At 46.6% G+C, this 25,758-nt stretch carries 26 protein-coding genes; 7 read left to right on the forward strand and 19 right to left on the reverse strand.

What is annotated here, in order from left to right; translation table 11 throughout:
- Positions 1-4: 4 nt before the first annotated feature.
- From era to hisI, 5 genes are read right to left on the reverse strand one after another with little or no spacing between them, the layout of a single operon-like run.
- The gene (era, locus tag Q1Q15_RS03000) at positions 5-901 is read right to left on the reverse strand and encodes a GTPase Era (protein WP_300456459.1); all 897 of its coding nucleotides are present in this window, start codon (positions 899-901) and stop codon (positions 5-7) included.
- A complete protein-coding gene (gene yihA, locus Q1Q15_RS03005; RefSeq protein WP_300456462.1) occupies positions 891-1,487 on the reverse strand; it encodes a ribosome biogenesis GTP-binding protein YihA/YsxC in 597 nt (198 codons plus the stop codon). Before yihA ends, era begins: the two co-directional genes overlap by 11 nt.
- On the reverse strand, positions 1,487-2,641 hold the full coding sequence (locus Q1Q15_RS03010) for a pyridoxal phosphate-dependent aminotransferase (protein WP_300456465.1): 1,155 nt from the start codon (positions 2,639-2,641) through the stop codon (positions 1,487-1,489). Before Q1Q15_RS03010 ends, yihA begins: the two co-directional genes overlap by 1 nt.
- Entirely contained in the window at positions 2,642-3,517 is an 876-nt protein-coding gene (hisG, locus tag Q1Q15_RS03015) for an ATP phosphoribosyltransferase (RefSeq protein WP_300456468.1), read from the reverse strand.
- Positions 3,517-3,891 (reverse strand): phosphoribosyl-AMP cyclohydrolase, encoded by a 375-nt coding sequence (hisI, locus tag Q1Q15_RS03020; RefSeq protein ID WP_300456471.1) that lies wholly within the window; start codon positions 3,889-3,891, stop codon positions 3,517-3,519. Before hisI ends, hisG begins: the two co-directional genes overlap by 1 nt.
- Before the next feature lie 486 nt (positions 3,892-4,377).
- Here hisI and Q1Q15_RS03025 point away from each other — a divergent pair, with 486 nt between their 5' ends.
- The gene (locus Q1Q15_RS03025; protein WP_300456474.1) at positions 4,378-6,285 is read left to right on the forward strand and encodes a PAS domain S-box protein; all 1,908 of its coding nucleotides are present in this window, start codon (positions 4,378-4,380) and stop codon (positions 6,283-6,285) included.
- Between the two features lie 107 nt (positions 6,286-6,392).
- Positions 6,393-8,792 carry a PBP1A family penicillin-binding protein gene (locus tag Q1Q15_RS03030; protein ID WP_300456477.1) on the forward strand — a complete coding sequence of 800 codons (2,400 nt, stop codon included), beginning with the start codon at positions 6,393-6,395 and terminating at the stop codon, positions 8,790-8,792.
- A gap of 7 nt (positions 8,793-8,799) precedes the next feature.
- On the opposite strand, the gene Q1Q15_RS03035 is transcribed toward Q1Q15_RS03030, so the two are convergent.
- From Q1Q15_RS03035 to Q1Q15_RS03060, 6 genes are all read right to left on the reverse strand, one after another.
- On the reverse strand, positions 8,800-9,861 hold the full coding sequence (locus tag Q1Q15_RS03035) for a radical SAM protein (protein WP_300456479.1): 1,062 nt from the start codon (positions 9,859-9,861) through the stop codon (positions 8,800-8,802).
- Positions 9,862-9,870: 9 nt separating this feature from the next.
- Positions 9,871-11,433 (reverse strand): ribonuclease III, encoded by a 1,563-nt coding sequence (rnc, locus tag Q1Q15_RS03040; protein ID WP_300456482.1) that lies wholly within the window; start codon positions 11,431-11,433, stop codon positions 9,871-9,873.
- A gap of 18 nt (positions 11,434-11,451) precedes the next feature.
- Entirely contained in the window at positions 11,452-11,814 is a 363-nt protein-coding gene (gene dksA / locus Q1Q15_RS03045; RefSeq protein WP_300456485.1) for an RNA polymerase-binding protein DksA, read from the reverse strand.
- A gap of 128 nt (positions 11,815-11,942) precedes the next feature.
- Positions 11,943-13,220, reverse strand: a complete 1,278-nt coding sequence (gene hemA / locus Q1Q15_RS03050; RefSeq protein WP_300456488.1) for a glutamyl-tRNA reductase — start codon at positions 13,218-13,220, stop codon at positions 11,943-11,945.
- A 26-nt stretch (positions 13,221-13,246) separates the two neighbouring features.
- On the reverse strand, positions 13,247-14,080 hold the full coding sequence (ccsA, locus tag Q1Q15_RS03055) for a cytochrome c biogenesis protein CcsA (protein ID WP_300456491.1): 834 nt from the start codon (positions 14,078-14,080) through the stop codon (positions 13,247-13,249).
- On the reverse strand, positions 14,077-14,745 hold the full coding sequence (locus Q1Q15_RS03060) for a bifunctional precorrin-2 dehydrogenase/sirohydrochlorin ferrochelatase (protein ID WP_300456493.1): 669 nt from the start codon (positions 14,743-14,745) through the stop codon (positions 14,077-14,079). The genes ccsA and Q1Q15_RS03060 overlap by 4 nt, the downstream gene beginning before the upstream one ends.
- A gap of 95 nt (positions 14,746-14,840) precedes the next feature.
- On the opposite strand from Q1Q15_RS03060, the gene Q1Q15_RS03065 reads away from it, so the two are divergent.
- The gene (locus tag Q1Q15_RS03065) at positions 14,841-15,680 is read left to right on the forward strand and encodes an amidohydrolase family protein (protein ID WP_300456495.1); all 840 of its coding nucleotides are present in this window, start codon (positions 14,841-14,843) and stop codon (positions 15,678-15,680) included.
- 48 nt (positions 15,681-15,728) lie between these two features.
- Here the strand turns inward: Q1Q15_RS03065 and Q1Q15_RS03070 are convergent, their stop codons facing one another.
- Both Q1Q15_RS03070 and Q1Q15_RS03075 read right to left on the reverse strand, forming a co-directional pair.
- Positions 15,729-16,172 carry an ATP-binding protein gene (locus Q1Q15_RS03070; protein WP_300456498.1) on the reverse strand — a complete coding sequence of 148 codons (444 nt, stop codon included), beginning with the start codon at positions 16,170-16,172 and terminating at the stop codon, positions 15,729-15,731.
- A 4-nt stretch (positions 16,173-16,176) separates the two neighbouring features.
- Entirely contained in the window at positions 16,177-17,298 is a 1,122-nt protein-coding gene (locus tag Q1Q15_RS03075; protein WP_300456501.1) for a fused response regulator/phosphatase, read from the reverse strand.
- A 234-nt stretch (positions 17,299-17,532) separates the two neighbouring features.
- On the opposite strand from Q1Q15_RS03075, the gene Q1Q15_RS03080 reads away from it, so the two are divergent.
- From Q1Q15_RS03080 to Q1Q15_RS03095, 4 genes are all read left to right on the forward strand, one after another.
- On the forward strand, positions 17,533-17,781 hold the full coding sequence (locus Q1Q15_RS03080; protein WP_300456504.1) for a cytoplasmic protein: 249 nt from the start codon (positions 17,533-17,535) through the stop codon (positions 17,779-17,781).
- A 140-nt stretch (positions 17,782-17,921) separates the two neighbouring features.
- Positions 17,922-18,752, forward strand: coding sequence for a substrate-binding domain-containing protein (locus Q1Q15_RS03085; protein ID WP_300456507.1), 831 nt, complete (start codon positions 17,922-17,924; stop codon positions 18,750-18,752).
- 85 nt (positions 18,753-18,837) lie between these two features.
- Positions 18,838-19,524, forward strand: coding sequence for an ABC transporter permease (locus Q1Q15_RS03090; protein ID WP_300456510.1), 687 nt, complete (start codon positions 18,838-18,840; stop codon positions 19,522-19,524).
- Complete coding sequence (locus tag Q1Q15_RS03095) at positions 19,521-20,549, forward strand: energy-coupling factor ABC transporter ATP-binding protein (protein ID WP_300456512.1); 1,029 nt, start codon at positions 19,521-19,523, stop codon at positions 20,547-20,549. Before Q1Q15_RS03090 ends, Q1Q15_RS03095 begins: the two co-directional genes overlap by 4 nt.
- 8 nt (positions 20,550-20,557) lie before the next feature.
- Here the strand turns inward: Q1Q15_RS03095 and Q1Q15_RS03100 are convergent, their stop codons facing one another.
- The 6 genes from Q1Q15_RS03100 to Q1Q15_RS03125 form a co-directional block, all read right to left on the reverse strand.
- Positions 20,558-21,154: a hypothetical protein gene (locus tag Q1Q15_RS03100; RefSeq protein ID WP_300456515.1), complete on the reverse strand. Its 597-nt coding sequence runs from the start codon at positions 21,152-21,154 to the stop codon at positions 20,558-20,560.
- Positions 21,155-21,718: 564 nt separating this feature from the next.
- Entirely contained in the window at positions 21,719-22,954 is a 1,236-nt protein-coding gene (locus Q1Q15_RS03105; protein WP_300456517.1) for an MltA domain-containing protein, read from the reverse strand.
- The gene (locus Q1Q15_RS03110) at positions 22,951-24,087 is read right to left on the reverse strand and encodes a DNA recombination protein RmuC (protein WP_300456520.1); all 1,137 of its coding nucleotides are present in this window, start codon (positions 24,085-24,087) and stop codon (positions 22,951-22,953) included. Before Q1Q15_RS03110 ends, Q1Q15_RS03105 begins: the two co-directional genes overlap by 4 nt.
- A 34-nt stretch (positions 24,088-24,121) precedes the next feature.
- Entirely contained in the window at positions 24,122-24,598 is a 477-nt protein-coding gene (gene moaC, locus Q1Q15_RS03115; protein WP_300456522.1) for a cyclic pyranopterin monophosphate synthase MoaC, read from the reverse strand.
- Between the two features lie 8 nt (positions 24,599-24,606).
- Positions 24,607-24,966: a molybdenum cofactor biosynthesis protein MoaE gene (locus Q1Q15_RS03120; RefSeq protein WP_300456525.1), complete on the reverse strand. Its 360-nt coding sequence runs from the start codon at positions 24,964-24,966 to the stop codon at positions 24,607-24,609.
- Positions 24,967-24,982: 16 nt separating this feature from the next.
- Positions 24,983-25,591: a molybdenum cofactor guanylyltransferase gene (locus Q1Q15_RS03125; protein WP_300456528.1), complete on the reverse strand. Its 609-nt coding sequence runs from the start codon at positions 25,589-25,591 to the stop codon at positions 24,983-24,985.
- Positions 25,592-25,758: the final 167 nt, after the last annotated feature.

The following is a 25,758-nucleotide window of genomic DNA, read 5'->3' on the forward strand; positions in this document are numbered from 1 at the left end:
GGCATCAGTAACCAAACTCGTTCAACATCCGTCCGTTGTCGATCCAGTCTTTCGTCACTTTTACAAACAGTTTTAACAGTACTTTCTGCCCGGTCATTCGTTCGATGTCTTTTCTGGCAGCAGACCCTATTTTGGATAACATGGACCCTTTCTTCCCAATAATGATCCCCTTTTGGGAATCCCGGATGACATGAATGCTGGCATGGATGACAATTAACTTTTTTTCAACGACAAAGGAATCCACTGTAACCGCACTTGAATAAGGGATCTCCATGCCTGTAAATCGAAATACCTTTTCCCTGATCATCTCTTTGACCATAAATTTTTCAGAGACATCCGTAAAGGTCTCCTCCGGGAACAGCCGGGGACCCGGGGGCAACGACGCTTCAACTTGCTGGAGAAGCACCGTCACTTGAATGTCTCGCCGGGCCGAAACCGGGACAATGGTGTTAAACGCATGCAATTTTTGAAATTCCTCAACAAGTCCATAGACCCTGGCCTTATCAACCAGATCAATTTTATTCAACGCAAGGACAATCGGTTTGGGTTTTTTTTTCAATTGGGACAGGATCAATTTCTCTGCTGCATAATTCCTGGAGGCCACGTCCACCATCAACAAAATAACATCAACATCTTCCAGTGCCAGCATGGCCTGGCCAACAATCCGTTTGTTTAACAGGGTGGTACTCTTGTGAATCCCCGGCGTATCCACAAAAACAATCTGGGATAACGGCCGGTTCACAATCCCCAGAATTCTATCCCGGGTCGTCTGGGGTTTGCTGGAAGTGATGGAAATTTTTTGACCCAGCACCTGGTTGAGCAAAGTGGATTTCCCTGCATTGGGCGCACCGATAATACCGACAAACCCTGATCGAAACACATTTTCATTTTTATGATTCATTTAACCCGCCCATTAAATTTTCAATTTCTCCTAGAACCGTATCCCGGCCTTTTTTTGTCTTGGTTGAAAAAAGAATCACCCCGTTCTTTTCCCGGTTCAACTGGCCACAAATAGCAGTCAGCCGTTTCTGTTGAAGGGTTTTAGACAGTTTATCAGATTTTGTTAAAATCACCAGATACGGCATTCCATGGGATTCCAGCCAGGCCATCATATCAAACTCTTCTTTTTCCGGATCTCTTCGAATATCAATGAGTAAAATCAACCCCAGAAGGTTCTGGCGATGGGCGAGATATCGTTCAACCATTGGCTGCCATTGAGATCGAATTTTTTTGGATACCTTGGCATACCCATACCCGGGAAGATCCACAAACGAAAACATTTCATTGATCATAAAAAAATTGATCAGCTGGGTACATCCCGGTTTTGAACTTGTTTTCACCATATCTCTTCTCTGGATCAATGTATTGATCAAAGATGATTTTCCCACATTGGAGCGGCCTGCAAAAGCAATTTCCGGAAAATCATATTCCGGGTAATGGGACGGTTTGACCGCACTTTTAACAAATTGAACCGATTTAATAATCATCACAACCCTTTTAAATACCCTTCCATACGGTCAAGACCCATTTCCAGATTTTCCATTGAATTTGCATAGGAAAACCGCAAATATCCCTCCCCATTTGCCCCAAAATCAATTCCCGGGGTAACCCCAACATGGGCTTTTTCCAGGATATCAAACGCAAGGGCATAAGAATCAGTTGAGATATGTTTCGCATTGGCGAACACATAAAATGCACCCGTGGGCTCAACCGTAATGCCCAGACCCATGTGCTTTAATCGCTCAATGACATAGATACGACGTTTATTATAGGTCTCTCGCATGGCCTGGGTCTCTTTATGGGCATCTTTCAAGGCAACGGCACCAGCCAGCTGGGCCACGGAATTGGCGCAAATGAAAAAATTCTGCTGCAGGATCTGCAGTGCCCGGACAAACCAGGGAGGGGCGATCAAATATCCGAGACGCAGGCCGGTCATGGCAAAAAGTTTTGAAAACCCGTTCAACACAAAGGCCTTGTCTGTAAATTCATAGATGGAATGCTCCCGTCCTTCATACACCAGCCCATGATAAATTTCATCTGAAATCACATAGAGATTGTTGGCCTGGGCAATATCCACAATCTGCTGCATTCGTTTCTTTGGAATGACATTTCCCGTGGGATTAGAGGGGGAATTAATAAAAATCGCCCGGTTTTTGGGCGTAATTTTCCCTTTTATTGCTTCCGGTGTATAGATAAAGCCATTATCTTCATAAACCGGAACCGTCACCGGAACCCCTTGTACATAACGAATGAAATTGGCATAACAGGCATAATGCGGATCAGATATAATGATCTCATCCCCCGGATTTACAAGGACGGAAAACAATAACAGCATGGCCGGTGAGGTGCCTGACGTCACCAGGATCTGACCCGGATCAATGGCGGTGCCATAGGTGGTTTGATGATACGCACTGATGGCTTCTCTCAGGCGGATATCGCCCAGACTGTGGGTATAATGCGTTTCATTTCCCAAAAAAGCATCAATGCTGACCCTGTTGACACATTCGGGCACATTAAAGTCCGGCTCCCCGATTTCCATATGAACAACATCAATACCGGCCGCTTCCATCTTATGGATTTTTTCAAGGATATCCATAACAATGAAAGGGGTTATGTGTTCACATCTATCTGCGGGCTTCATTTACAGCACCTTGTTTAACGAATATTCAATAATGCCTTCTGCCCCTTCTTTGAGCAGCCGGGGAATCAAATCTCTTACCAGCCCGGTATCAACGATTGTTTCCACAGAATACCAGTCGGATTGATACAAGGATGCAATGGTGGGGGCATTCAGGCTGGGGAGAAGAGACACAACCTTGGCGATTTTCGTTTCAGGCACATTCATTTTTATTCCCACCAGTTGATCCGCAACCAGGGCCGCCTGCAATAACAGGGCGATCTGTTCTATTTTCTCTCTTTTCGCAGGAATTTCCCAGGCCGCTTTATTGGCAATGAGCTGTGTATTGGTTTCCATGACTTCATGGATCACCCGTAAGTTATGCGCCCTGATCGTGCTCTCGGTTTCCGTAATTTCTACAATGGCATCCGCCAGGCCTGAAACAATTTTAGCTTCTGTGGCGCCCCAGGAAAATTTCACGTTCACATCAATCTTACGGTCCTCAAAAAACCGCCGTGTAAATTTTACCAACTCCGTGGAAATGGTTTTCCCTTCAAGATCTTCAAGGGTTTTCATGGGAGACTCATTTGCCACGGCAACCACCCATCTGGCAGGCCGGGCACTGACCTTTGAATACACCAGATCCGCCACCACGTGGACATCGGATTCATGCTCGGCAATCCAGTCAAGGCCGGTCAATCCCGCATCAATAACCCCACTTTCGACATTGATGGACATTTCCTGGGCACGACACAGGGCGCATTCAATGGAATCATCATTAATATCCGGGAAATAGCTTCTTCCTTCAATATTAATTTTCCACCCGGACCGTTTAAAAAGATCTATGGTTGCATTCTGAAGGCTGCCCTTTGGAATGCCCAATTTCAGTATTTTTTCCATTATTTATATACCTCTTTTGGATCAAAAATTTTCGATTCTACAATGGTTAAATCATTGCCGTCCACCCGGGAAAAAAAACAACTTTTATATCCTTTATGACAGGCGGCACCGCCGACCTGATCCACTTTTAAAAGAACGGTGTCCTTATCACAATCCACCCGGATTTCCTTCACATGCTGCACATGACCGGATGTTTCCCCTTTTTTCCATAAGGTATTCCTGGATCGGCTGTAGTAAGTGGCGGTGCCACTTTTAAGTGTTTCATCAAAGGCTTGTTCGTTCATATAGGCAAGCATCAGGACTTCACCGGTTTTATAATCCTGTGCAATGGCAGGAATCAACCCCTTGGTTTTTTCAAAATCAAGTTTTACCATAACCCTTAACAACTCCTTTAGGATGTAATAATCAAAACTTAATTAAATAACCGATATTGTTCAAAAAGTCAAATTGTAAAAATTAACCGCGGTACGTCTTAGGATGAAACTCAATCGCCACTGGACGATGGGTCAGGCGTGCGTTATTGACACTTTTGCCGGCTTCTGCCCTTAATCGTTCAGGTGTTGGTCAAAGGCATGGCGCCTGATAAAAGATTCAGCCGCCAATACCACAAGCCTGGACCGGTTTAGGTATCGCCATAATGAGAATTGTTGAAAAAATTTATAGCACCTTTACTTTTTTTACGCTATCATATCTGGAAAATCGTATCGTCTGAGCAGAAAAAACGCACCGTTCAGACATCAGCTTTAATGGACAGGATCTGACTTTTTTTATGGTGGTTTTTATCCATATGGCATGACCCGGCTGGCTGAAACCACCCCAATAAAGCCTGACCCAAAATCTTATTTTTTCAAGGGGTACAAATGAAATTGGCGGACAACCCATCAGCACTTCAAGCGGCACAAAACGCAGAAAAATCAGCCAAACAATTGTATCAGAAAAGCCGACTGGCACAGAAACGGCTCCGCACACTCCTGAAATTCCTGCCGGATCCGGTGTTTGCCTTCACCCGGGACAAAAAGATTGAATATATTAATCCCGCGTTTGAAAGCGTATTTGGATGGACCCTCAAAGATGTGAAAGGAAAAACCATTAAGTTCATTCCGGATCACCTGATGGACCAGGCAAAACAGGGAATGAAACAATTGTTTAAAAACCGGTCCATTCATGACTTTGAAACCCAGAGATACACCAAAGACGGCCGGATTCTTGATATCGTGATCAACGGCTCCATTTTATATGATGAGCATGGCGCCCCGGCCGGACAGGTATTGATACTGCGGGATATGACCGCTGAAAAGCGCATGGCCAAAACCAACCAGGCCCTGCTCAGGATCTCCAGGGCCTTGCACCAGTATCAGGAACTTGGAGATCTCATCGCCTTTATCAACAAGGAAATTCAAGCCCTGATATCCGTTGAAGGGGCTTTCATTCTGCTGGCGGACGAATCAAAGGATCAACTCTATTTTTTCTCTGCCCAGTACCGGGACCTTGAATCAGAACAAAAATTTAAGAAAATCCGGTTTTCAGCGGACCAGGGGGTTTCCGGACGGGTATATAAAACCGGCACCCCCCTTATTATTCCGGATGCCGCCAACTGCTCTTTTTATCTGCGACGGGTCAATGATGAAACCGATCTTGTCACACGGAACATGTTGTCCGTACCCATAAAGATTAAGGACCGAACCATTGGGGTGGTTTCTCTGGTCAACAAACACCATGGCGAATTTGATACCACGGACATTGAACTGCTGAGCATGGTGAACAATACCATTGCCCTGCCCATTGAAAACACCCGCATCCATGAAGAATTGATAAAATCCTACAAAGAGCTGAAAACATTGAACCATGCAAAGGACAAGGTCATCAACCATCTGGCCCATGAATTAAAGACCCCTGTTTCGGTGGTGAGCGCTGCCATGTCGCTTTTATCAAAAAAACTCAGGGCCCTGGACATGGAAACCCCTTTGATTAAAAAAATATTCAACCGGGGGCAACGGAATCTTGACAGAATCCTGGACATACAGTACGAGGTTGAGGATCTGTTGAGAAAAAATGATTTTAAGGCCTATAATATCCTGAACAAGCTTCTGGAAGCCTGTAAAGATGAATTGACCCTCCTGATGGAAACCGAAACAGACAACGAAAAGATCATCAACCGGGTGCACGACGTCATAGAAAGGCTTTTCGGTCCAAAACAGCTCCACGCCAGATCGCTTTGCATGGAGGATCATCTGACACACCAGATCGAACACCTCAAACCGGAATTCCAGCATCGGAATTGTATTTTGAACCCCCGGATTGAAAAAACCGTTCCCGTTTTTATGCCGCCTGAAATTCTGGGCATCATCACAAAAGGCATTATCCGGAATGCCTTTGAATACACACCGGATAACGGTAAAATTGATATTATCCTAACCACCACGGGAGGTGATCCCGAGCTGATTATCAAAGATTATGGCATCGGATTTACCCAGGAGAAACTATACCTGATATTTGAAAATTATTTCAGCCCGCCGGAATCCATCGATTATTCGACAAAAAAACCCTTTGATTTTAATGCCGGCGGCAGGGGATTCGACCTGCTGAGAATAAAAATCTTTTCTGAACGGTATCATTTTATCATATGGATTGATTCACACCGGTGCCCCGTCATCCCCAAAGACACGGATGTCTGTCCCGGTGATATCCGCCTGTGCCCGGCATGTAACACCCCGGATGACTGCTTCAATTCCGGCGGAACTTCCGTCCATATTCGATTTCAATCATAACCATAATGAGAATTCCTGTACCAGGGCCATAAGTCTTGCCATAAGAAATGGAATCTGATAATACCTAGCTGAAAATTAATCAATACAAAATCCGTTTCCAGGGTGTTATGGCAAAGAGTAAATCTGAAATACTGAAACAAAGAAGTAAAAAAAAAGAACACGGCAGGGTTCTGTCGTTTTTCAAATGGTGCCTTGCTCTGTTTTTTCTACTGGCGATTTTGGGGTGTGCCGGGATTGCCGGGCTTTACTATTATTTCAGCCAGGAGCTGCCAAAGATAAACACATTAAAAGATTACCATCCGGCCACAGTGACCAGTGTGTTTTCAGATGATGGCAGAAAAATAGGAGAATTTTACAAAGAACGAAGAATTGTCATCCCTTTATCCGAAATGCCGGAAAACCTGATCCATGCATTTGTAGCAGCAGAGGATTCAAGATTCCGGGAACATCCGGGCATTGATATTGTTTCTATCTTCCGGGCATCGTTAAAAAATTTTAAGGCCGGCACCATCGTCCAAGGGGGCTCCACCATCACCCAGCAGGTCACAAAATCCTTTTTACTGACCCCGGAACGGACCTATAAAAGGAAGCTCAAAGAAGCTATCCTTGCTTACAGGATTGAAAAAAAATTCACCAAGGATGAAATCCTTTTTCTTTACATGAACCAGATCTATCTGGGTCACGGCGCCTATGGCGTTGAATCGGCATCTGAGAACTATTTTGGCAAACATGCCAAAGACCTTAACCTGGCAGAATGTTCAATGCTTGCAGGGCTTCCCCAGGCACCCAGCCGGTATTCCCCTTTTCGTTTTCCCGATCGTGCAAAACAACGGCAGATTTATGTGTTGAACCGCATGAAAGAAGAAGGCATGATAACGAACCTTGAGGCCACAGCGGCCATTGATCTGAAACTGGACATCAAACCCAGAAAAAACTGGTTCATTGAAAGGGTGCCGTGTTATACCGAACATGTCAGACGATATGTTGAAAAAAAGTATGGTAAAGATGCCCTCTACAAACAGGGGCTTCAAATCCATACCGCTGTCAATATTGAACTTCAGAAAATCGGGAGGGCCGCCGTTAGCAAAGGCCTGAATGAACTTGACAGGCGGACAGGGTATCGCGGCCCAATCAAAAATATTTCTGCCCTTCAAATCGAGACGTTCTGCCAGGAAATTTCAGAAACCATGGGCAATCGACTGCTGGAAAAAGGGAAGGCCTATCAAGGGGTTGTCGTACATATTGATGATGAAAAAAACATCACCACCATCCGGGTGGGCAATTTTAAGGGCATTATTAAACTGGAAACCATGACATGGGCCCGAAAGCCAGACCCTGATGTCGCATATTTTGAAAGCAAGGTGAGCCGACCGTCCCAGGTGTTTAAACCCGGGGATATCATTCGGGTAAAAGTGGTCAATGAAACCATCGAAGCAGACGTCATTGAATTTACCCTGGACCAGGAACCCATTGCCCAGGCAGCGTTGTTGAGTATTGAAGCGGAAACCGGGCATGTGAAAACCATGATTGGTGGGCGCGATTACAAAAACAGTCAGTTTAACCGGGCCTATCAATCCCGGCGCCAGCCGGGAAGTGCCTTTAAACCCATTATTTATGCCGCCGCCCTTGATAAGGGGTATACAGCTGCCACCATCATTATTGATTCTCCGGTTGTCTATGAAGACACGAAACGGGATTTCACCTGGAAGCCCCGGAATTATACCGAAACCTTTTTTGGTCCGACCCTGTTCCGTGAAGCTTTAGTTAAATCAAGGAATATTGTCACCATTAAAATCCTCCAGGATCTGGGGATAGATTATGTCATTGACTATGCCAGAAGACTTGGCATCACCTCGGATATCAGCCAGGATCTCTCCATTGCACTGGGATCATCCGGCCTTTCACTACTGGAAATTATCAATGCCTATTCGGTCTTTTCAAACCTGGGATACCTGATTGAACCGGTCTTTATCACCAAAATTTATGACCGCAACGGCGCTTTGCTGGAAACCGCCAAACTGGTTCGAAAAAAAGTCATTGATATGAGCACCGCCTATATCATGACCAATATCATGGAAAGTGTCGTACGATCAGGAACCGGGTGGCGAATCAAAGCGCTCAAACGGCCGGTGGCCGGAAAAACCGGTACAACAAACAATCTGTTTGATGCCTGGTTTCTGGGCTATACCCCCCGATATACCACGGGGGTGTGGGTGGGCCTTGACCAGGAAGCCCCTCTCGGAAAAGGAGAGACCGGATCCCGGGCCGCCAGTCCCATCTGGCTGGACTATATGAAAAATGCCCTGGAAGGAAAACCGGCCAGGGCGTTTAATGTTCCCGAGGGCATTGTTTTTGCCAAAATTGATGCCAAAACAGGATTGCTTCCCATTGAAACGTCAGAAAAAACCCTTTTCGAATGCTTCAAGGAAGGCACTGTGCCCACCGAGCATACGCCAAAGCCGGATACCGCATCTGACGTTGAAGACCTTTTCAAACAAGGGATTTAATCTGCCTTCAAATCCATTTCCCGGCAATGTTTCCACCGCCCTCACCAATATCGACCTGATCCAGGGGCATGTTTTCATCCAGCCGAATGGCAAGGCCAAGTCCTGGATACCGCAGGTTGAGTTTTTTTAAATTGGTATTTTTATCCCCCCTCAACCGGGATTCTGATTTTGGATGAACAGTCAAGGTCAGCCCCCGGGCCTTCAAGTGATCCGGATATACCTCTATCTTTCGGCAGGCCCTGTCATATACCATCGCAGAAAACACCAGGTGGCCAAATGCCGGATGCCATGGCCCGGCCAGCACCATGGATGCATCTTCCATCAGGTCGGATGCCTGGAGCCCCAACCGAATAACCTTCACCCCTTCAGCCTCAAATATATGAACCATTTGTTTCACCCATTGGACACTCTGTTCAAGGGTCAACGGCGTATATTTTCCCTGTTGATACCAGTGCGCCATCAGGCTGCCGTTTAACACCATCAACGGATAAATTCTTGCAAAATCAGGGGCCTGGTCAGCCACGATTTTTGTACTTTCAAATAAGGATGCGGCCGTATCCCCGGGCAACCCCACCATGACCTGGACACCGATCTTATAAGCGGTTTGCTTCAATTGGTGAAGGGCCGTCAGAGTATCGCTGCTGGTATGCCCCCTTTTCGAATGGGACAAAACCGCATCGTTCATTGACTGAACCCCCAGTTCCACCGTGGATATCGTGTAGGGACGGATAAGGTCAAGCGTCTGCCGGGTGATCGTATCCGGTCGGGTGGAAAACCGTATGCCATCAATCTGTTTTGTCTGGACATAGGGCTGAACCAGATCAAGCAATTGAAGAATGGTTGGATGATCCAGTCCTAAAAAATTTCCTCCAAAAAAAGCCAGTTCCACCCCGTCTCTTTTGCCTTTATACCGGGAATACCGGCTTACAATATCGTGAATGGCTGCTTGATCCGGCAGGGTTGAAGGGTGGTGAGTAATGATGGTTTGATTACAAAATGCGCATTGATGGGGGCATCCTGAATGGGGAATAAATACCGGGATAACAAGGGGTTTTCTGGGCAGGATCATGGGGTGCCCTTATGAATAATTTTTTTTTAACCGGTTCAGGGCTTTTTTCGCAGCATCCTGCTCTGCTGCTTTTTTAGTTTTCCCTGAGCCCTTGGACGTCGAACCGAAAAGTGTCAACCGAATCTCAAAGGTTTTATCATGATCCGGACCTGTTTCATTAAAAACGACATATTGAGGGGGGGCTTCTCCCTGTTCCTGGGCAAATTCCTGCAGCATACTCTTATAGTCAATGACCCGTTCATTGGTCAGAAGTGCATCCAGGCCATCACTGAAAAGATCATATGTCAGCCGGTATACCATATTAAACCCCCCATCCAGGTAAACCGCTGCAATAACGGCTTCAAAGGTATCGGACAATATGGAATCTTTATCAAATCCCCGGGAAAGTGCTTCTCCTTTTCCCAGCCGGATAAACCGGCCAAGATCGATAAATCTGGCCATATCCGCCAGGGTCGGTTCACTGACAAGGCTGGACCTTAGCTTTGACAGTTCTCCTTCTTTTTTCAAAGGGCTTCTTTCCATTAACAATTGTCCGATGCATAATCCTAAAACTGCATCACCCAGGAATTCAAGCCGCTCATTATCTGATGAACAGGACGTTTGATTTTCATTCAAATAAGACCGATGACACAAAGCATTGCTCAACAGGGAGGGATCATTAAACCCGTATCCGAGATTATTTTCCAGGAGACTTAACGGTGTATGGACGTCTTTGATGGCTTCCAGACGATCTGTTAATGCTTTAAATAAATCGTATCCAATATTCAGATTGCCTTTCCCCGATCCCAGGAGAACCCCGTCATTAAATGCTCCGTGAAAATCTGACCCCCCGGTCATCATAAGGTTTTTTTGGTTTGCAAGTGCGTGATAAAAAGCGGTTAATGATGCGTCATGATCCGTATAATAGACCTCCAGGCCTTCCAGGCCATAGGCCATGAGCACATCAATAAACATTTCCATCTGGTTACTTCGTTGAAACGTCAACAGCCCGGGATGTGCCAGGACAGAAACCCCGCCGGCTTCAAAGATCGCTTGAATGGCCTTTTCACAGGAGACTTTAAATTTATCCACATATGCAGGCTGCCCTTTGCCAAGATACTTGTCAAAGGCTTCTTTGAAGGTCTGAACATATCCCTGTTCCTTCATGAATTCTGCAATATGGGGACGGCCTGCCTGCGTCACCCCAAACCGGGTTTCAACCTGTTCCATGGTAATAGCGAATCCAAGGGTGTTTAAGCGGTCAATAATTTTCGGATTTCTTTGGGCCCGGGCCTTTTTTGCCTCATCCAGAATGGCATTGAGCTGTTTATCATAAACACTGAACCCATATCCCAGCAGATGAATGCTGCCCAGATCTTTAAATTCCAAGGGCGGTTCACAACTGATTTCAACGCCGGTAATAAATTCAGGGCATGTAAACAGGGGATGTTTTAAAATATCTTTGACACCGTCCAGGGTGTCATGATCGGTTATGGCAATGGCTGTGACTCCGGCTTTTTTCGCCAGAGCCATGATTTCTAAAGGAGAGAAGGACCCATCCGAAGCGGTGGAATGTATGTGAAGATCAATCAATGCACTGTCTTGCACCGGCTAAATGCCAAGAGCTTTCTCCATATCCTCTTCCCGGGTTTTGCACTCAATGCATTGAGTGGTGACCGGTCGTGCCTTGAGTCGTTCAATGGAGATCTCTTCTTCACACACCTCACAAATACCAAAGGTTCCGTTGTCAAACCGCTCAAGCGCTTTCTTAATTTTCTTGATCAATTTGTGTTCCCGGTCCCGGATACGAAGCTCAAAGCTTCTTTCTGCTTCATGGGACGCTCTGTCCGTTGGATCGGCAAAATTTTCTTTTTGCTGGGTCATGCCGGTTACAGTGCTATCCGCATGGGAAAGAAGCTCAGTCAGCCTGTCATTTAAAAGATTTTTAAAAAATTCCAAATCTTCTTTTCTCATTGTTTTTCGCCCTTTATCTTAAGATTATAAGCACACCCGAACGCAAATATTATACTGAAATTTACCAAAATGTAAAGCCCTAAATAGCAGGATCAGGCCTGATGCCGGGCACCCAACCCCATTAAAGTTTATTCTCCTTCGGGTATATCCAGGTTGAACAACTGACGGGTGACATTGAGATAAAGGGAATCATCCCTGTGATCACCGGTATGGCGCAAAAACAGGATGGGGTCATGAATCGTTCGAGTGGCAATGGCCTGGGTCATCCGTTTGATGGCCTCAATATCTTCCGGTGCGAGGTGCTTCAAATTGGAAAGGGTTTTTTTAAATTCCATATCGACAATAGAAGACATTTTGTCGTTCATCGCCTTAATCGTCGGCACAATCGCCAGGCTTTCCAGCCAGGTACGAAACTTTACCACGGCTTCATCAACATATCTCTCCGCCTTTACCGTCTCTTTTCCCCGCTGCTCAATGTTTGACTCGACAATACTTTTCAAGTCATCAATATCATAAACATACGCATTGGAAATCGAGTTGATGTCCGGGTCAATATCCCTCGGAACAGCAATATCAATAAAAAAAAGGGTTTGATGATGCCTTTTTTTCATGGCCCGTTTGACCTGTTCGCAGGTTAACACATAGTCGGTGGCACCGGTGGAACTGATAATAATATCCACCGATGGTAACACGGATTCCCTTTCTTCAAACTTGATGGCCTGCCCCTTGAATTTGTCCGCCAGGGCCACAGCGTTTTTAAAGGTTCGATTGGCCACTTGTATCTGCTTCACCCGGTGGGAAATCAAGTGTTCCACAGCCAGTTCGGCCATTTCACCGGCCCCCAGCAGCAGAACAGTCTTTTGGGATAAATCCGAAAAGATTTTATTGGCCAGCTCTGTGGCAGCATAGCTGATGGAAACCGCATTGTCACCGATGCCGGTTTCCCGCCTGATTTTTTTTGCAACACTGAACGACTTGTGCATCAGCCGGTTCAGCAACACGCTGGAGGCCTTGTTCGCCACAGCGACCCGGTAGGCCTGTTTGATCTGGCCCAGGATCTGGGGTTCGCCCACCACCATGGAATCCAGGCTGGATGCCACTTTGAACAAGTGCCGGATCGCCTCATCGTCTTGATACACGTACAAGGCACTTTTAAATTCAGCCGTGTCGACCTGCTTATGATGTGAAATAAACCCAATGATCTTATCAATCTGTTCACCGGTTTCCGGAATATATAAAATTTCTGTCCGGTTACAGGTGGAAAACACAAGGCTTTCTCGGATGTCGGCATCCTGCTTTAAAAATTCAAGGGCTGCCAGGGTCTCTTCACTGGAAAACGACAATTTCTCCCTGAGCGCCACAGGTGCGGTTTTGTGATTTGCGCCGATTAACATAATTTTTGGCATGGTTCTTTCTTTATTTTCTTGTTGCTTTATTTTGTAAATGCCTGGTGATGGCCGCCCACCAGCAGATTGACCCCAAGGAAGGTGAACACGACGATCAGAAAACCGATAAGGGTCATGATGGCTGATTTTCTACCGCGCCATCCCGAATACATCCGCAGGTGCAGCAAGGCCGCATAAACAAGCCAGGTTCCCACAGAAAAGACCTCTTTGGGGTCCCAGCTCCAGAATCTTCCCCAGATGGCTTTTGCATAGATAAAACCGGCCACAAGCCCGATGGTGAGCAAGGCAAATCCAGTGGTCAAACAGGTATACCCCACATTATCCAGGAGATCCAACGAGGGCAATCGCTTGAAAAAAAAGCCGGGACTTTTTGTCTTGATGCCTTTTTCCTGGAGAAGATATAAAATGCCGGCCCCGCCTGCCAGGGCAAGGGAGGCTTCGCCGGTAAACACCAGAAGGATGTGGGCGTAAAACCAGAACCCCTTTAAGGCGGCATTCTGTTCCACCGGCACATCAGGAATCATCAACACCGCCAGCATGACGGCTGACAACATTAGGGAAACAAATACCCCTAGAATTTTAAGATCAAACTTGTATTGGACAATTAAAAACATGCCCCCCAGGGCAAGGGCCGCCAGGGACAAACTCTGGGACAAATTCTGTATGGGCACCTGCCGGGTGGCCATGGTGTAAACCATCATGCTGATCAAATGAACCACAATGGCCAGTGAAATCAAACGAAACGCTGATTTTTGATAGATTTTTTTTTGATTAAACAAAAACAACACATACCCTGCCATGCTCAAAAAATAGAGTACAGTTGTTATCTGCAACCCCATCTGGGTTGTTTGAGGATTCATTCATCGCTCCTTGAAGAAACAAGATCCTGATAGACATATCCTTTTCCAAGCACATCCCCCAGTATCCGGTTTAAGTTGATGTCATCCTTTGCCTCGATCATTTCAAGGATTCCTTTCTCGATAAGGGTGTGGAATACCTGTTTATGATCTTCCGGGGCATGCCCCGATGACAAAAGTCTTTGACGGATATTGCCCATGAGCTGCAGCAATGTTGCATACGCCGGTCCGAACTGGTGCGCCAGATCCTGCCGAATCCGCTTGGCCATTGCAGGACTTGAGCCGGAGGTTGAAACCGCCAGAATCAGGTCCCCCCTGTCCACTGTGGCCGGCAGTAAAAAGTCGCTTTTGCCCGGTGCGTCCGCCACATTACAAAGGATATTGAGCCCGGCCGCATCGGCTTTGATCTGCTGGTTCAAAGCGGGGTTATTGGTGGCGGCAAAAACAAGAAACATCCCGTTTACATCCTTTTTTTCATAGGCTTTTTTCTCAAGACAAATAGACGAGTGCCTCAATTCATCAAACCGGGCTGAAAACCGATCACTGATCACGGTTACCCGGGCACCACATTTTTCAAGGGTTGCCGCCTTTCTTGCGCCCACCGCTCCCCCGCCCACAACCAGGCAGGCCTTACCTTTCATATCAAGGAATATGGGATAATATTTCATGGTTATCTGTATTCAACCCTTGTTTGCATAAAACATTTAATATATATTGCCCCAGGATATTTTTCAATGTTTAACTAATGCTTAGGATAAGTAACATGATTATCGATACCCACACCCATATTTTCCCAGAACGGATCAAACAGGACCGTTCCCCCTATTTTAACAATGAGCCGGAATTCAAACTGCTGTATGATTCACCCAAAGCAAAAATCATCACGATTGACACCTTAATCGCATCCATGGATACCCATCAGGTCGATATCTCGGTGATTTGCGGATTCCCCTGGCGCGACTCCGACACGGCACGCCGGAACAATGATGCCATCATTGCATCTGTTCAGCAATACCCGGACAGGATTAAGGGACTGGCCTGTTTTGATGCCGCTTGGGAGGGGGCCGCCCATGAGACCCAGAGATGTATTGATGCGGGTCTTTGCGGGGCCGGAGAACTGGCCTTTTATCTGTCCGGGATTGACACTGCTGCATTGGCGTGCCTTGAGCCTGTCATGACCGTTTTACGGGCCAACGGCGACCTGCCTTGTATGATCCATACCAACGAGCCCGTGGGACACATTTACCCCGGCAAAACCCCCATCACCCTGGAACAGATCTACACGCTGGCCCAGACCTTCCCTGACAACAAGATCATCCTGGCCCACTGGGGAGGGGGCATCTTCTTTTACAATCGAATGAAAAAACAGGCAAAAGACATTTTAAAAAACATCTGGTATGACACGGCAGCCTCCCCGTTTTTATACGATGCCCAGGTCTATGACCTGGCCGTTGATGCCGGCGTGATAGATAAAGTGCTGCTGGGAACGGATTTTCCGTTATTGTCCCCTGCCCGGTATTACACGGATATGGAAAACTCAGCGTTAACCACCGTTCAAAAAGATCTTGTTCTGGGAAGGAATGCCGCCCTGTTGTACGGATAATCCTTTTTTATCGGCTATGGCTTTCGTGTATGACCCCTCCCATTAAAATCAGGAAGAGAGATCTTTTTCAAGGTACAGGATATTGCCCTTATCATTGTACGAATAGCGATTGAAATACGTTCCAATGATACGGATTCCCCGGCCATGGTCATTGTTCTCAAGCTGACCTAATGTTTGCTGTTTTCTCCAGTCAAACCCGTCCCCCTCATCCTGGATCATCAACTGAATGGCGCGTTTGCTAACGATGGTAAATAAAAATCGCACCATTTTAGCCGGATCATCTCCATTCCCATGCCGGACCGCATTGGTAAGGCCTTCTCTGATCACAAGATTGATGGAGAACAACAGGTCGTCAATATCGTTTAAATTTGACCGAATATACTGGTTGGTCCGTTCACAGACATCATCAATATTCTTCATGGTTGAAGAAAATGTAAAACAAATTGAATCGGCTGTCTGCCGGATCATTAACACAGGCTGCTTTCCCGTCATCGGTCTATACCTCTAAGCACAAGACAACGATATCGTCTTCCGCTGAAAAATCATTGCCAAACAGATGATGGATTAATTCGGTGGGCGCATTTTCATAGGGCACCTGTGCCAGTTGCCGGCAGGCCGGAAGGAGACTGGCGGCTCCGCTGACCCATGTGACCTTGTTTTCTGCCGACTCAACGAGCCCGTCAGAATAGATAAAGAACCGATCCCCTTTTGATACGGTGCGGCTTTGAATACCAAACTGCGCATCTTTGAAGATGCCAAGGACATCACCTTCAGTGGTAATCAGATAGGGATCCGCCCCCCGGGGCAGACAAACCACCGGCGGGTGACCGGCATTGATGATAATCATTTTTTTTGTGGCGCGATTGAGATGCAGGTAGCAGGCGGTCAGGTATTTACCCGCCGGCAGAATCGCCACCAGCACATCATTGATCATTTTCATGCTTTCAGCAGGTGTGTAAACAGGGGTGCAGTTCTGTACCAGCAGCGCCTTTAACGAAGCCGTCAGAAAACTGGCTGTAATATCGTGCCCGGAAAAATCCGCCACAAAATAACCGGTAATGGTATCTGAAATATTCAAGATGTCATAAAAATCACCCCCTGCTTCCTCAAGCGCTTTATAATAGATGCCAAAGGATGCATCAGGCTTGTCCCCGGGTGTTGTCAGCAGGGCGGCCTGGGCTTGTGTCACCTGTTTGAGACGGTTTGCCTGGGTGGCAATCAATGAGTTGGTGGCAATGGAAAGCTTCAGGTGGAGTCGCACTCTTGCCAGCACCTCAAGGGGATGAAACGGTTTGGTGATGTAGTCCACAGCCCCCAGATCAAATCCTTTTAACTTTGAAGCCACGCCAGTATCCCCCGTAAGAAAAATAACGGGGATGGCATTGGTTTCCGGGGTGTCTTTCAGTTTTTTTATGACATCGAATCCGCTTTCTCCCGGCATTTCAATGTCCAGCAGGATCAGATCCGGTTTTTCCTTCAGGGCCATGACCAGGGCATCTGGTCCATTTTCCGCACTCACGGTTCGATACCCTTCTTTGGATAAGGATTTTTCTATGAGTATTAAATTCAGCCGCTGATCATCAACGGATAAAATTTTATAGGGGGAAGTGTTTCCCATTCGCAAAGACCTTTACATAGGACTTTCGTTGTTGGACTTTTCAGCAGCCTGACCCCGTCCATTACAGCCGAAAACCAGTTGAGTTATAGGTAAATTTTAATCGGTTGTAAACCTTTCAGGAGAGAAAACCAGCCAATGATCGATTTTATTTAAAATTGACAATTCGAATAAAAGAAGCATCTTAAAACCTCAAATTATGACGATAAAAGGGTTTTGCCCAGAGGATTGAGTGATATGAAAAAAGATACCCACCTGTTTGTTCAGGAATATAAAGGCCTGGGGGCTTTTGGCCTTGACCGGGAAACCGATGAAGACACCATTATGTTTTATCTTCAAAAATTTTCTGAAGATACGTTTTTAAAAACCATTGTCCCCAGATTGTCAGACAAGGAACTTGAAGAAATCTACCTGTTTGTGAATGACAAGCTCAAACAGCATCTCTCGGAAGATGAATATCATCAGATTTTTCTAAAAGACCGATAGTCATCCATGGTTATTTTAAGTTTTTATGAGTTATTATTTTCTTCTTAGCCTGTGATATTACTATTTTATTGACTGTTTACCCGTTTTAGCCTATTTTATCGGATCAGGTAATATCAAACACCAAAAAAAGGAGACCAAAAATGAACACCAAAAAAATTTTTATCAGCGTTATATCCGCTGTTTTTTTTATGGTGCTGGCCACCAGTGCCCAGGCTGAAACCAAAAGTTTGATGATGGCCACCACCACCAGTACCGATAACACCGGGCTGCTCGAGTACCTTATTCCCCACTTTGAAAAGGAAACCGGCATTTCCCTGAAATGGACGGCCACGGGAACGGGGAAGGCTCTGAAACTTGGCCAGAACTGTGATGTGGATGTGTTGCTGGTTCACGCGCCGGCTGCTGAAAAAACCTACATTGAAAAAGGATATGGAAAAGACAGAAGACAGGTCATGTACAATGATTTTGTCATCATCGGGCCTGAAAATGATCCCGCGGGTATAAAAGGCAAAACCATATCAGATGCCTTAAGCACGATCAAGAGCAAAGGGGCCATGTTTATGAGCCGGGGAGATGATTCCGGAACCAATAAAAAAGAAAAACTGCTCTGGAAAGATGCCCGTATCCCCTTACCAGACAAAGAAAACTGGTATATCCAGACAGGACAGGGCATGCTGGCCACTATCAATGTGGCCCAAGAAAGAAAAGGATACACCATGACCGATCGGGGCACCTACATCAAATATCAATCCCAGCAAGGCGGCAATGCCCCGTTGAAAGTGCTGGTGGAAGGGGATACCATCCTGTTGAACCAATACAGTGTGCTCACCCTTGATCCCGGCAACTGCCCCACTGCCAAATACGACCTGGCCCTCAAATTCTCAGACTGGATGGCATCACAGAACGCCCAGACCCTGATAAAAGACTTCAAGCTCCTTGGAGAAAAACTGTTTATCCCCAACGCGAAATAAATTAAAGGGGCTCAACTTTCGGTCTTTTGCTGTAATGAAACCCATGTAAAAATGGTCACATCCGAAAGTTGCGTTAAAGGAGATTATGGATTTTATTGTTGCAGGTTTTATCAAGGCCATTGAGCTTCTGATAAGCGGCGACATCTCCACATGGACTGCTGTCTGGGCCACATTAAAAGTGTCCACCTGCTCCATGCTCATGAGCATTGGCGCAGGGTTGCCCTGCGGATTTGTGCTGGGTTTTTTTGAGTTCAAAGGCAAAAAACATTTAAGGACCCTTGTGGATACACTCCTGGCCTTACCAACGGTTTTTGTCGGCCTGGCGGTTTATGCGGTGATTTCACGCCAGGGACCGCTGGGTGAACTGGGCCTGCTGTTCACCTTGACCGGCATTGCCATAGGCCAGACCATCCTTGCCTTTCCCATTGTAACCGCCATTACAGCTTCCACCATTGAAAATATTGACTATGACCTTAAATTGACCCTTGTTTCCCTGGGGGCGGGCAAACGCCATATCATCGCCACCTGTCTCTGGGAAGTCCGGTATGGCATCCTGGCGGCAGCCGTCACCGCCTATGGCCGGGTGTTAACCGAAGTCGGCATCTCCATGATGGTGGGAGGCAATATCAAGTACCACACCCGCACCGTCACCACCGCCATTGCCCTGGAAACCAACAAAGGCCTGTTTGCCGACGGCATTGCATTGGGGCTGGTGTTAATCACCATTGCGTTTATCGTGAATCTCTCCCTGTCTTTTTTAAGGAAACAATGACCCCCCCCCATCCAGCATACCAGTTACGCCATATCCAACACTATTATGGGGATAAAAAAGTGTTGGATATCCAGGATCTTACCATTGAAAACGGCTCGATTACCGGCCTGATCGGGCCCAATGGCAGCGGGAAAAGTACCTTGCTGAAAATACTGGCCTTTGCCCTGAGACCCACCCGGGGACAGATTTTCTACAACGGGCGACCGGAAGTGCCGTTTTCACAGACGATCCGGTCAAAGGTGACCCTTTTGACCCAGAAACCTTATCTGCTAAAACGCACGGTTTTTGAAAATATTGTGTATGGATTAAAAATCCGTCGAGACGATAATGATCTTACAAACAGAGTAAAAAAGGCCCTTTTGAATGTCGGGCTTGACTATAACCGGTTTGCCGCCAGGAAATGGCACGAATTGTCAGGCGGAGAGGCACAGCGGGTAGCCATGGCAGCCAGGCTTATCCTGAAACCTGAAATCCTGCTCCTGGATGAACCCATTACAAGTGTGGATACGAAAAGCGCAAAATTGATTCGCCAGGCATCATTAAATGCCCGGGACAATTGGGGGACGACCCTGGTCATTGCCAGCCATGATGTGCAGTGGCTGGGCTCCATCAGCGACCGACAGCTTGCCATCTTTAACGGTACGATTTTCGCTACGGGCATGGAAAATATTATCACCGGACCTTTTGAAAAAACAGGTAAAAAAACCATTGTGAAAGCCCTTGATGACGGCCAGAGAATCCGCCTGAAAGCGCCTGCCCAAGAGTTAGGATCGGCCATTATCCGGAAACAAAACATCACCATTGGCCTTGAACAGCACCCCGACAAAGGATTGGACAATCAATTGTCCGGCCATATTGTGTCCCTGATGCTGGAAAATAAAAGCGGGCATATCATGGCCACCGTCGCTATTCACGATCTTACGCTGATCACGAGGCTGTCTCCCGACCAAATCAGCCGATTTAACCTTTATCCCGGCAAAAGCGTTATGCTCGGCTTTCATTCAACCGATGTTGAATGGATATAATGTTTGATCTAAGCAACGGCAACCCTTCGATTTTCTATCATTTTAGGACAAATGGCGTTTACAGCATTTACTTTATACACTAGGGCATCTTTTATGAACCCCATGCTGTTTGCTGAAAGGGGGTTGTTATTTTTAAAAACAGCTTCTTCCATCGGGAAAAAGATATTGTCTTTCTGGGTTGTTTTATTAAAAAAATCAATCACATATTCCTGTGTTTCCAGGTAACAATCCATCTGTATACCACAAATCCTTGACGTCAGGATATACCAGTTGACGGCTGCCTCAAACAATTTCCGGCCGATTTCAATCTTTTCCTCTATACTGATCATCCGGGCAATCACAAACCGGACAAACTCAATGGAATTTTTTTCGCAGACAACTCCTTTAAAAGACTCCTGAAACGGCAATTTACCATTTTGCTGCTCAATGATCCCCAAAACACCCACAATTTCATACTTGGAAAAATCCAAAACAATGATATATTCATCGGGTTTTGGTATGGTTTTTCCTTCAGCAAGCATTTTACGCGTAATGTACTCTTTTTCCACCAGTGCATGGGCGTCATCAAATGCTTTTCCCCTTTTTGTAAAATAAACACTTTTCATCTTGATTTCCTTTTTTTTACTTGATTTTTCTTGAACCACCCATTTTAAAAAAATCAATCCTAAATATGAAAAAAATTTTCATAACTTACTTTAATTGTTGCCAATTTTAAAAAAACCTTAAAATACATGCTTTTTTTTTTGACGGTTTTATCCTCCTTGAAAAGGCTGACTTCCCATTAAAAAAAAGGACATTACCATATCAAAAAAAAAGCCACAACGAAAAAGGACACTGTCATATCAGTCCCCTTTTTCTGCCCCACCCAACTGAATAAAATAATGTGCTTACCATCCCCCCCTTTTTAAACGCAAACGGGTTAAGAATATTCAGCCATCATTCCATTTTTAATTGACACTGCAAGTTCTGTTCCAATTATCACAATGAGAATGGATTGTATTCTCTACTGATTTGGTCAACAAAGCGTATCACCCGCTCAAAAAAATGATTCCATTTGCGACTTCAACAGAATGAAACAAAGGAAAACAGGACATTTCTGGATAATAAAGGTTATAAAATAAGGAATAAATGTAATACCATTGTGTACTAATTTATATGAACCAGGCGGTTCATTTCACCCCGGCAGCCATCTCCGGTTTTAAGACAAGAAAAAACAATTTCCCGTAGGTGTTCATATGACCGGCCGTAAATTCGGCATATGTCCCATTTCCACAGAAAAGATCCGCCCTTGCCGGCCCTTTAATGGCACCGCCTGTATCTTGATTCAACACAAAAAACGCAGCGTTTTCCCACGCCTTTAATGGCAGTAGTGTTTGTTCGTCCGGTAATTGTGCCTGGGCAAAGCACAAGGCCCCTTTGGGAAACAGCCGGCTGTCCGTGGCAATGGACCGCAGGGCCGTAACCTCAACACCAAGGCTGCCATAGGGGCCGCCTTGTTCCCGTTGAAAAAAGACAACACTCTTATTCTGGTGTAGGACCTCATCCATTCTTTCCGGGTGCTGTTCCAGCCAGGTTCGGATGGCCTGCATGGACATGTTCTCTTTTAAAATTTCGTTTTTTTTCATGAGGTATCGTCCAATGGACCGGTAAGCATTGCCATTGGTGCCGGCATAATGCACCCGCAGCACCTCCCCCTGGCCCAGATCAATCCTCCCCGACCCCTGGATTTCCAGGAAAAACCGGTCGACCCGGCTTTTCAACCACACCACCGGCACAGATTTCATATGAAACGCGTCCAAAGAATTAATTTGGGCCCTTGAATAATATGGCACGACCCGATTGGTGGCCTCATTGACCCGTGCCACCAGGCGTTTGTGACCTTTATACTGATCTGAAAACGCTGACAAATCAATCTCCAGTAAATCATTGGGCCGGGAATACACCGAATACGGATAGGCATCGCTCCGGGTGAGCCGTCCCTCATAGGTGGGCTCGTAATAGCCGGTGAACAGCACCTCACCTGCCTCGTTTCCAGCGGCGGCATACACGGCGCAGCCGCGCCGGACAAACGTGTTCAACGCCTCGGTGGACGGCCCTTCCAACAAAAAGGCCTTAATGGTTTCCAACGACACGATCATATGCGCGGCCGTGTACCGCTCGTTTCCATACGCATATTGTCGATCCAGGGGAACCCGGTTAAAATACGCAAGGCTATGATCAATGGCAACCACCAGATCCTGGAAACCAAACCGGTCCATAAACACCGGATACTGCTGCGGTCTTAATTTTTTCAGGGACCTGAAAGGGACAGGCTCTTCTTTAACCCCTGGATGACATCCGTTAAAAAAACAGACCATGACCCCAAGAAAAATCCCCCCCATTATTTTTACTACGATTGCCTTCATCGCCTGGACACCGTATTAAATTCCCGGGTAACGGTGTTTGAATAGTCAATGCCGTGCAGGTCATCCATGGCTTTAGATGACACCTCAAGGGTTTCCAGTTTTTTTGCCGTGGACATGACCCGGGTTTCCATTACCCCCACGGTACGGTTATAGGCTGACACACACTTTGCCAGATCCTTTCCCAGACCGTTGACATGATCGGTCATGCTGCAGAGCCGGGAAAAAAGTTCCCCCCCCAGCACTCGGATCTCTTCGGCGTTTTCATAGCTTTTTTTTTGTTTCCAGGAATAAGAAACCGCCTTTAAAAGGGCAATCAAAGTAGTGGGGGTGGCCAAGATCACGCCCTTTTCAATGCCCGTTTCAATCAAATCCGGTTGAACCGCTAACGCGGCACTGAAAAAATTCTCACCAGGAATAAACAACACCACAAATTCAGGGGTCGGGGAAATCTGTTGAAAATAATTCTTGGACGACAGATTGACAATATGCTGGTGCACCTGGCGGGCATGGTCTTTCATGCGGGTTTCCCTTTCGGTTTCACTGGCAGCTTCCAGGGCATCCAGGTAGGCCATTAACGGCACCTTGGAATCAATGATAATGTGGCGGTTTTCCGGCAGGGTCACCACCATGTCCGGACGGATAGCCCCTTTGCCGACCCCGGATGCCAACTGCTCCTGAAAGTCGCAATGGTCGGTCATCCCGGCCAGCTCTGCCACCCGCTTCAAGGTGATCTCCCCCCATCGTCCCCGGACATGGGGCACCCGTAATGCCTTGACAAGATTTCCGGTTTCAATGTGCAGCAAGTTCTGATGCCGCCCCATTTCCAGGAGTCGTTCAGCAATGGCCCCATAGGCCTTTTCCCGGTCTTTTTCCATGAGATGGAGATGGGCTTCGTATTTATCAAGGGTCTGCCGGACCGGATCCACGGTTCTCAAGATCTCATTTCCCTTGATATCAAACTCTTTCCTGGCTTCCTTCACATAGGACGAAAAATACTGGTCCGCCAGGGCCATAAACCGGGTTGAATTATCATACAGGGCCTCTTTGGACAGGGTTTTCAATTTTTTTGAAATAAACATCCCGCTGATCCGTCCCAGGATCATGCAGACCAGCAACCCCACACCAAACCCCATACCCAGATAAGCCAGATTTTCAAGGGTGACCCCGCTATGTTGCAGTATAGGTTCCGCTTTTTCCCCCTGATTTGGATTTCAGATAGATATCGGAAATCCGCATGGCCCGGTCATAGGATTTGCACATGTCGTATATGGTTAAGGCAGCCACGGAAACAGCGGTCAAGGCCTCCATTTCCACACCGGTTTTTCCCACCAGTGATACCTCGGCCTCAATCATAATGGCCGGGGCGCTGGTATCAAAGGAAAAGTCAACCCTGGCATGGGTGATATTCAATGGATGACACATGGGGATCAGGTCCGATGTTTTCTTGGCCGCCATGACACCGGCAATTCTGGCCGCTTCCAGCACATTCCCCTTTTTGACTTTTTCATCCATGATCCGGTCAAGGGTCGCGGCCTCCATTGAAATTCTGCCGACCACAACAGCCACCCGTTTGGTTTCGGCCTTCTCGCCCACATCCACCATCCGGACCCGGCCCTCTTTATCGAGATGCGTAAACTCTGTCATTTTTTGTCCTATTTAAAATATTGGGTCTTGCTGGTCACCTCTTTCTTGACCAGGTTCAGTGTATCCGTCAGGGAAGCCAATACATTTTCCCGGATATCCCCGGCCACCACCAGGAACATGACATCATCTCCCACGGCAAGGGGTTTGCCCTCATTGATATGAATCAGGATATCAACGATACCCGGCCGTTTTTTCTGTTCTTCCAGGATCTGCGCCAGTCGGTCATGGTCCACGACAATCTCAAGCCCGGTCACTTCATCCCCTTCCCGGGACGTCTTCCTGACCACACCATTGTGACATAAAATCATTCCGGCCTTGTGGTAATCCGGATGCTGTTTGATCTGCTCCAGCAGTGTTGTAATGTTCATGGGATTCTCCTTATTCTTAGGGTTTGGTTCTATCCACCAGCCGTTTGGCGGTTTCAAGGTCTTCGGGGGTGTTGACATTAAAGATAAAGCGCATGTCCGGGTCCAATGCCTTTAATTGATCCACGGGCACTTTCTTGACTTTTTTTTCCCTGAAAAATTTTTTGATCATGAAAATTTCTTTTTCAAGGTTTGCCTCTATCAAGGGAATACAGTCTTTTGAATACACGGCGGACAAGGCTTCAAGCCCGTCATCCGTCTGGGGAACAATCACCTCATACCCGGGTTCGATCTGGTTCACCATATGTTCAATCACCGCCGGTTTGACAAACGGGGTATCACAGGCGGTCACGTAGGCATACGGACAGGCAGCATAAAAAAGCCCGGCGTGAAGGCCTGCCAGGGCACACCGTGACGGGATAATATCGGTGACCACGGTCATGTCCCAGCCGGCAAAGTCCCGGGGATCATTGACCACGATAATGACCTCTTTGAACAAGGTGGAGAACACCTTGTAAATGCTTTCCAGAATCATCACCTCCCCGATCTTTCGAAAGGTCTTTTTCTTGCCCGGCAGCCGGATGTTTTTCCCGCCGGCCAGTATCACACCTGTACAATCAAATTTCATTCCCACCTGTCCTTTATTTATACGGCTTTCTTTATTGCGCTGATTGCCGGCCGGTCATTAAAGTTTTGATAACCGCAACAACAAAAAAAACTGACCCTGTCTGTCATCAACAAAAGTTGAATACGTCATCTTAACACTGCTTATAGCAACTCAAAGTTAAAATCAAG

Source organism: Desulfobacula sp. (assembly GCF_030145145.1).
Lineage (GTDB): Bacteria > Desulfobacterota > Desulfobacteria > Desulfobacterales > Desulfobacteraceae > Desulfobacula.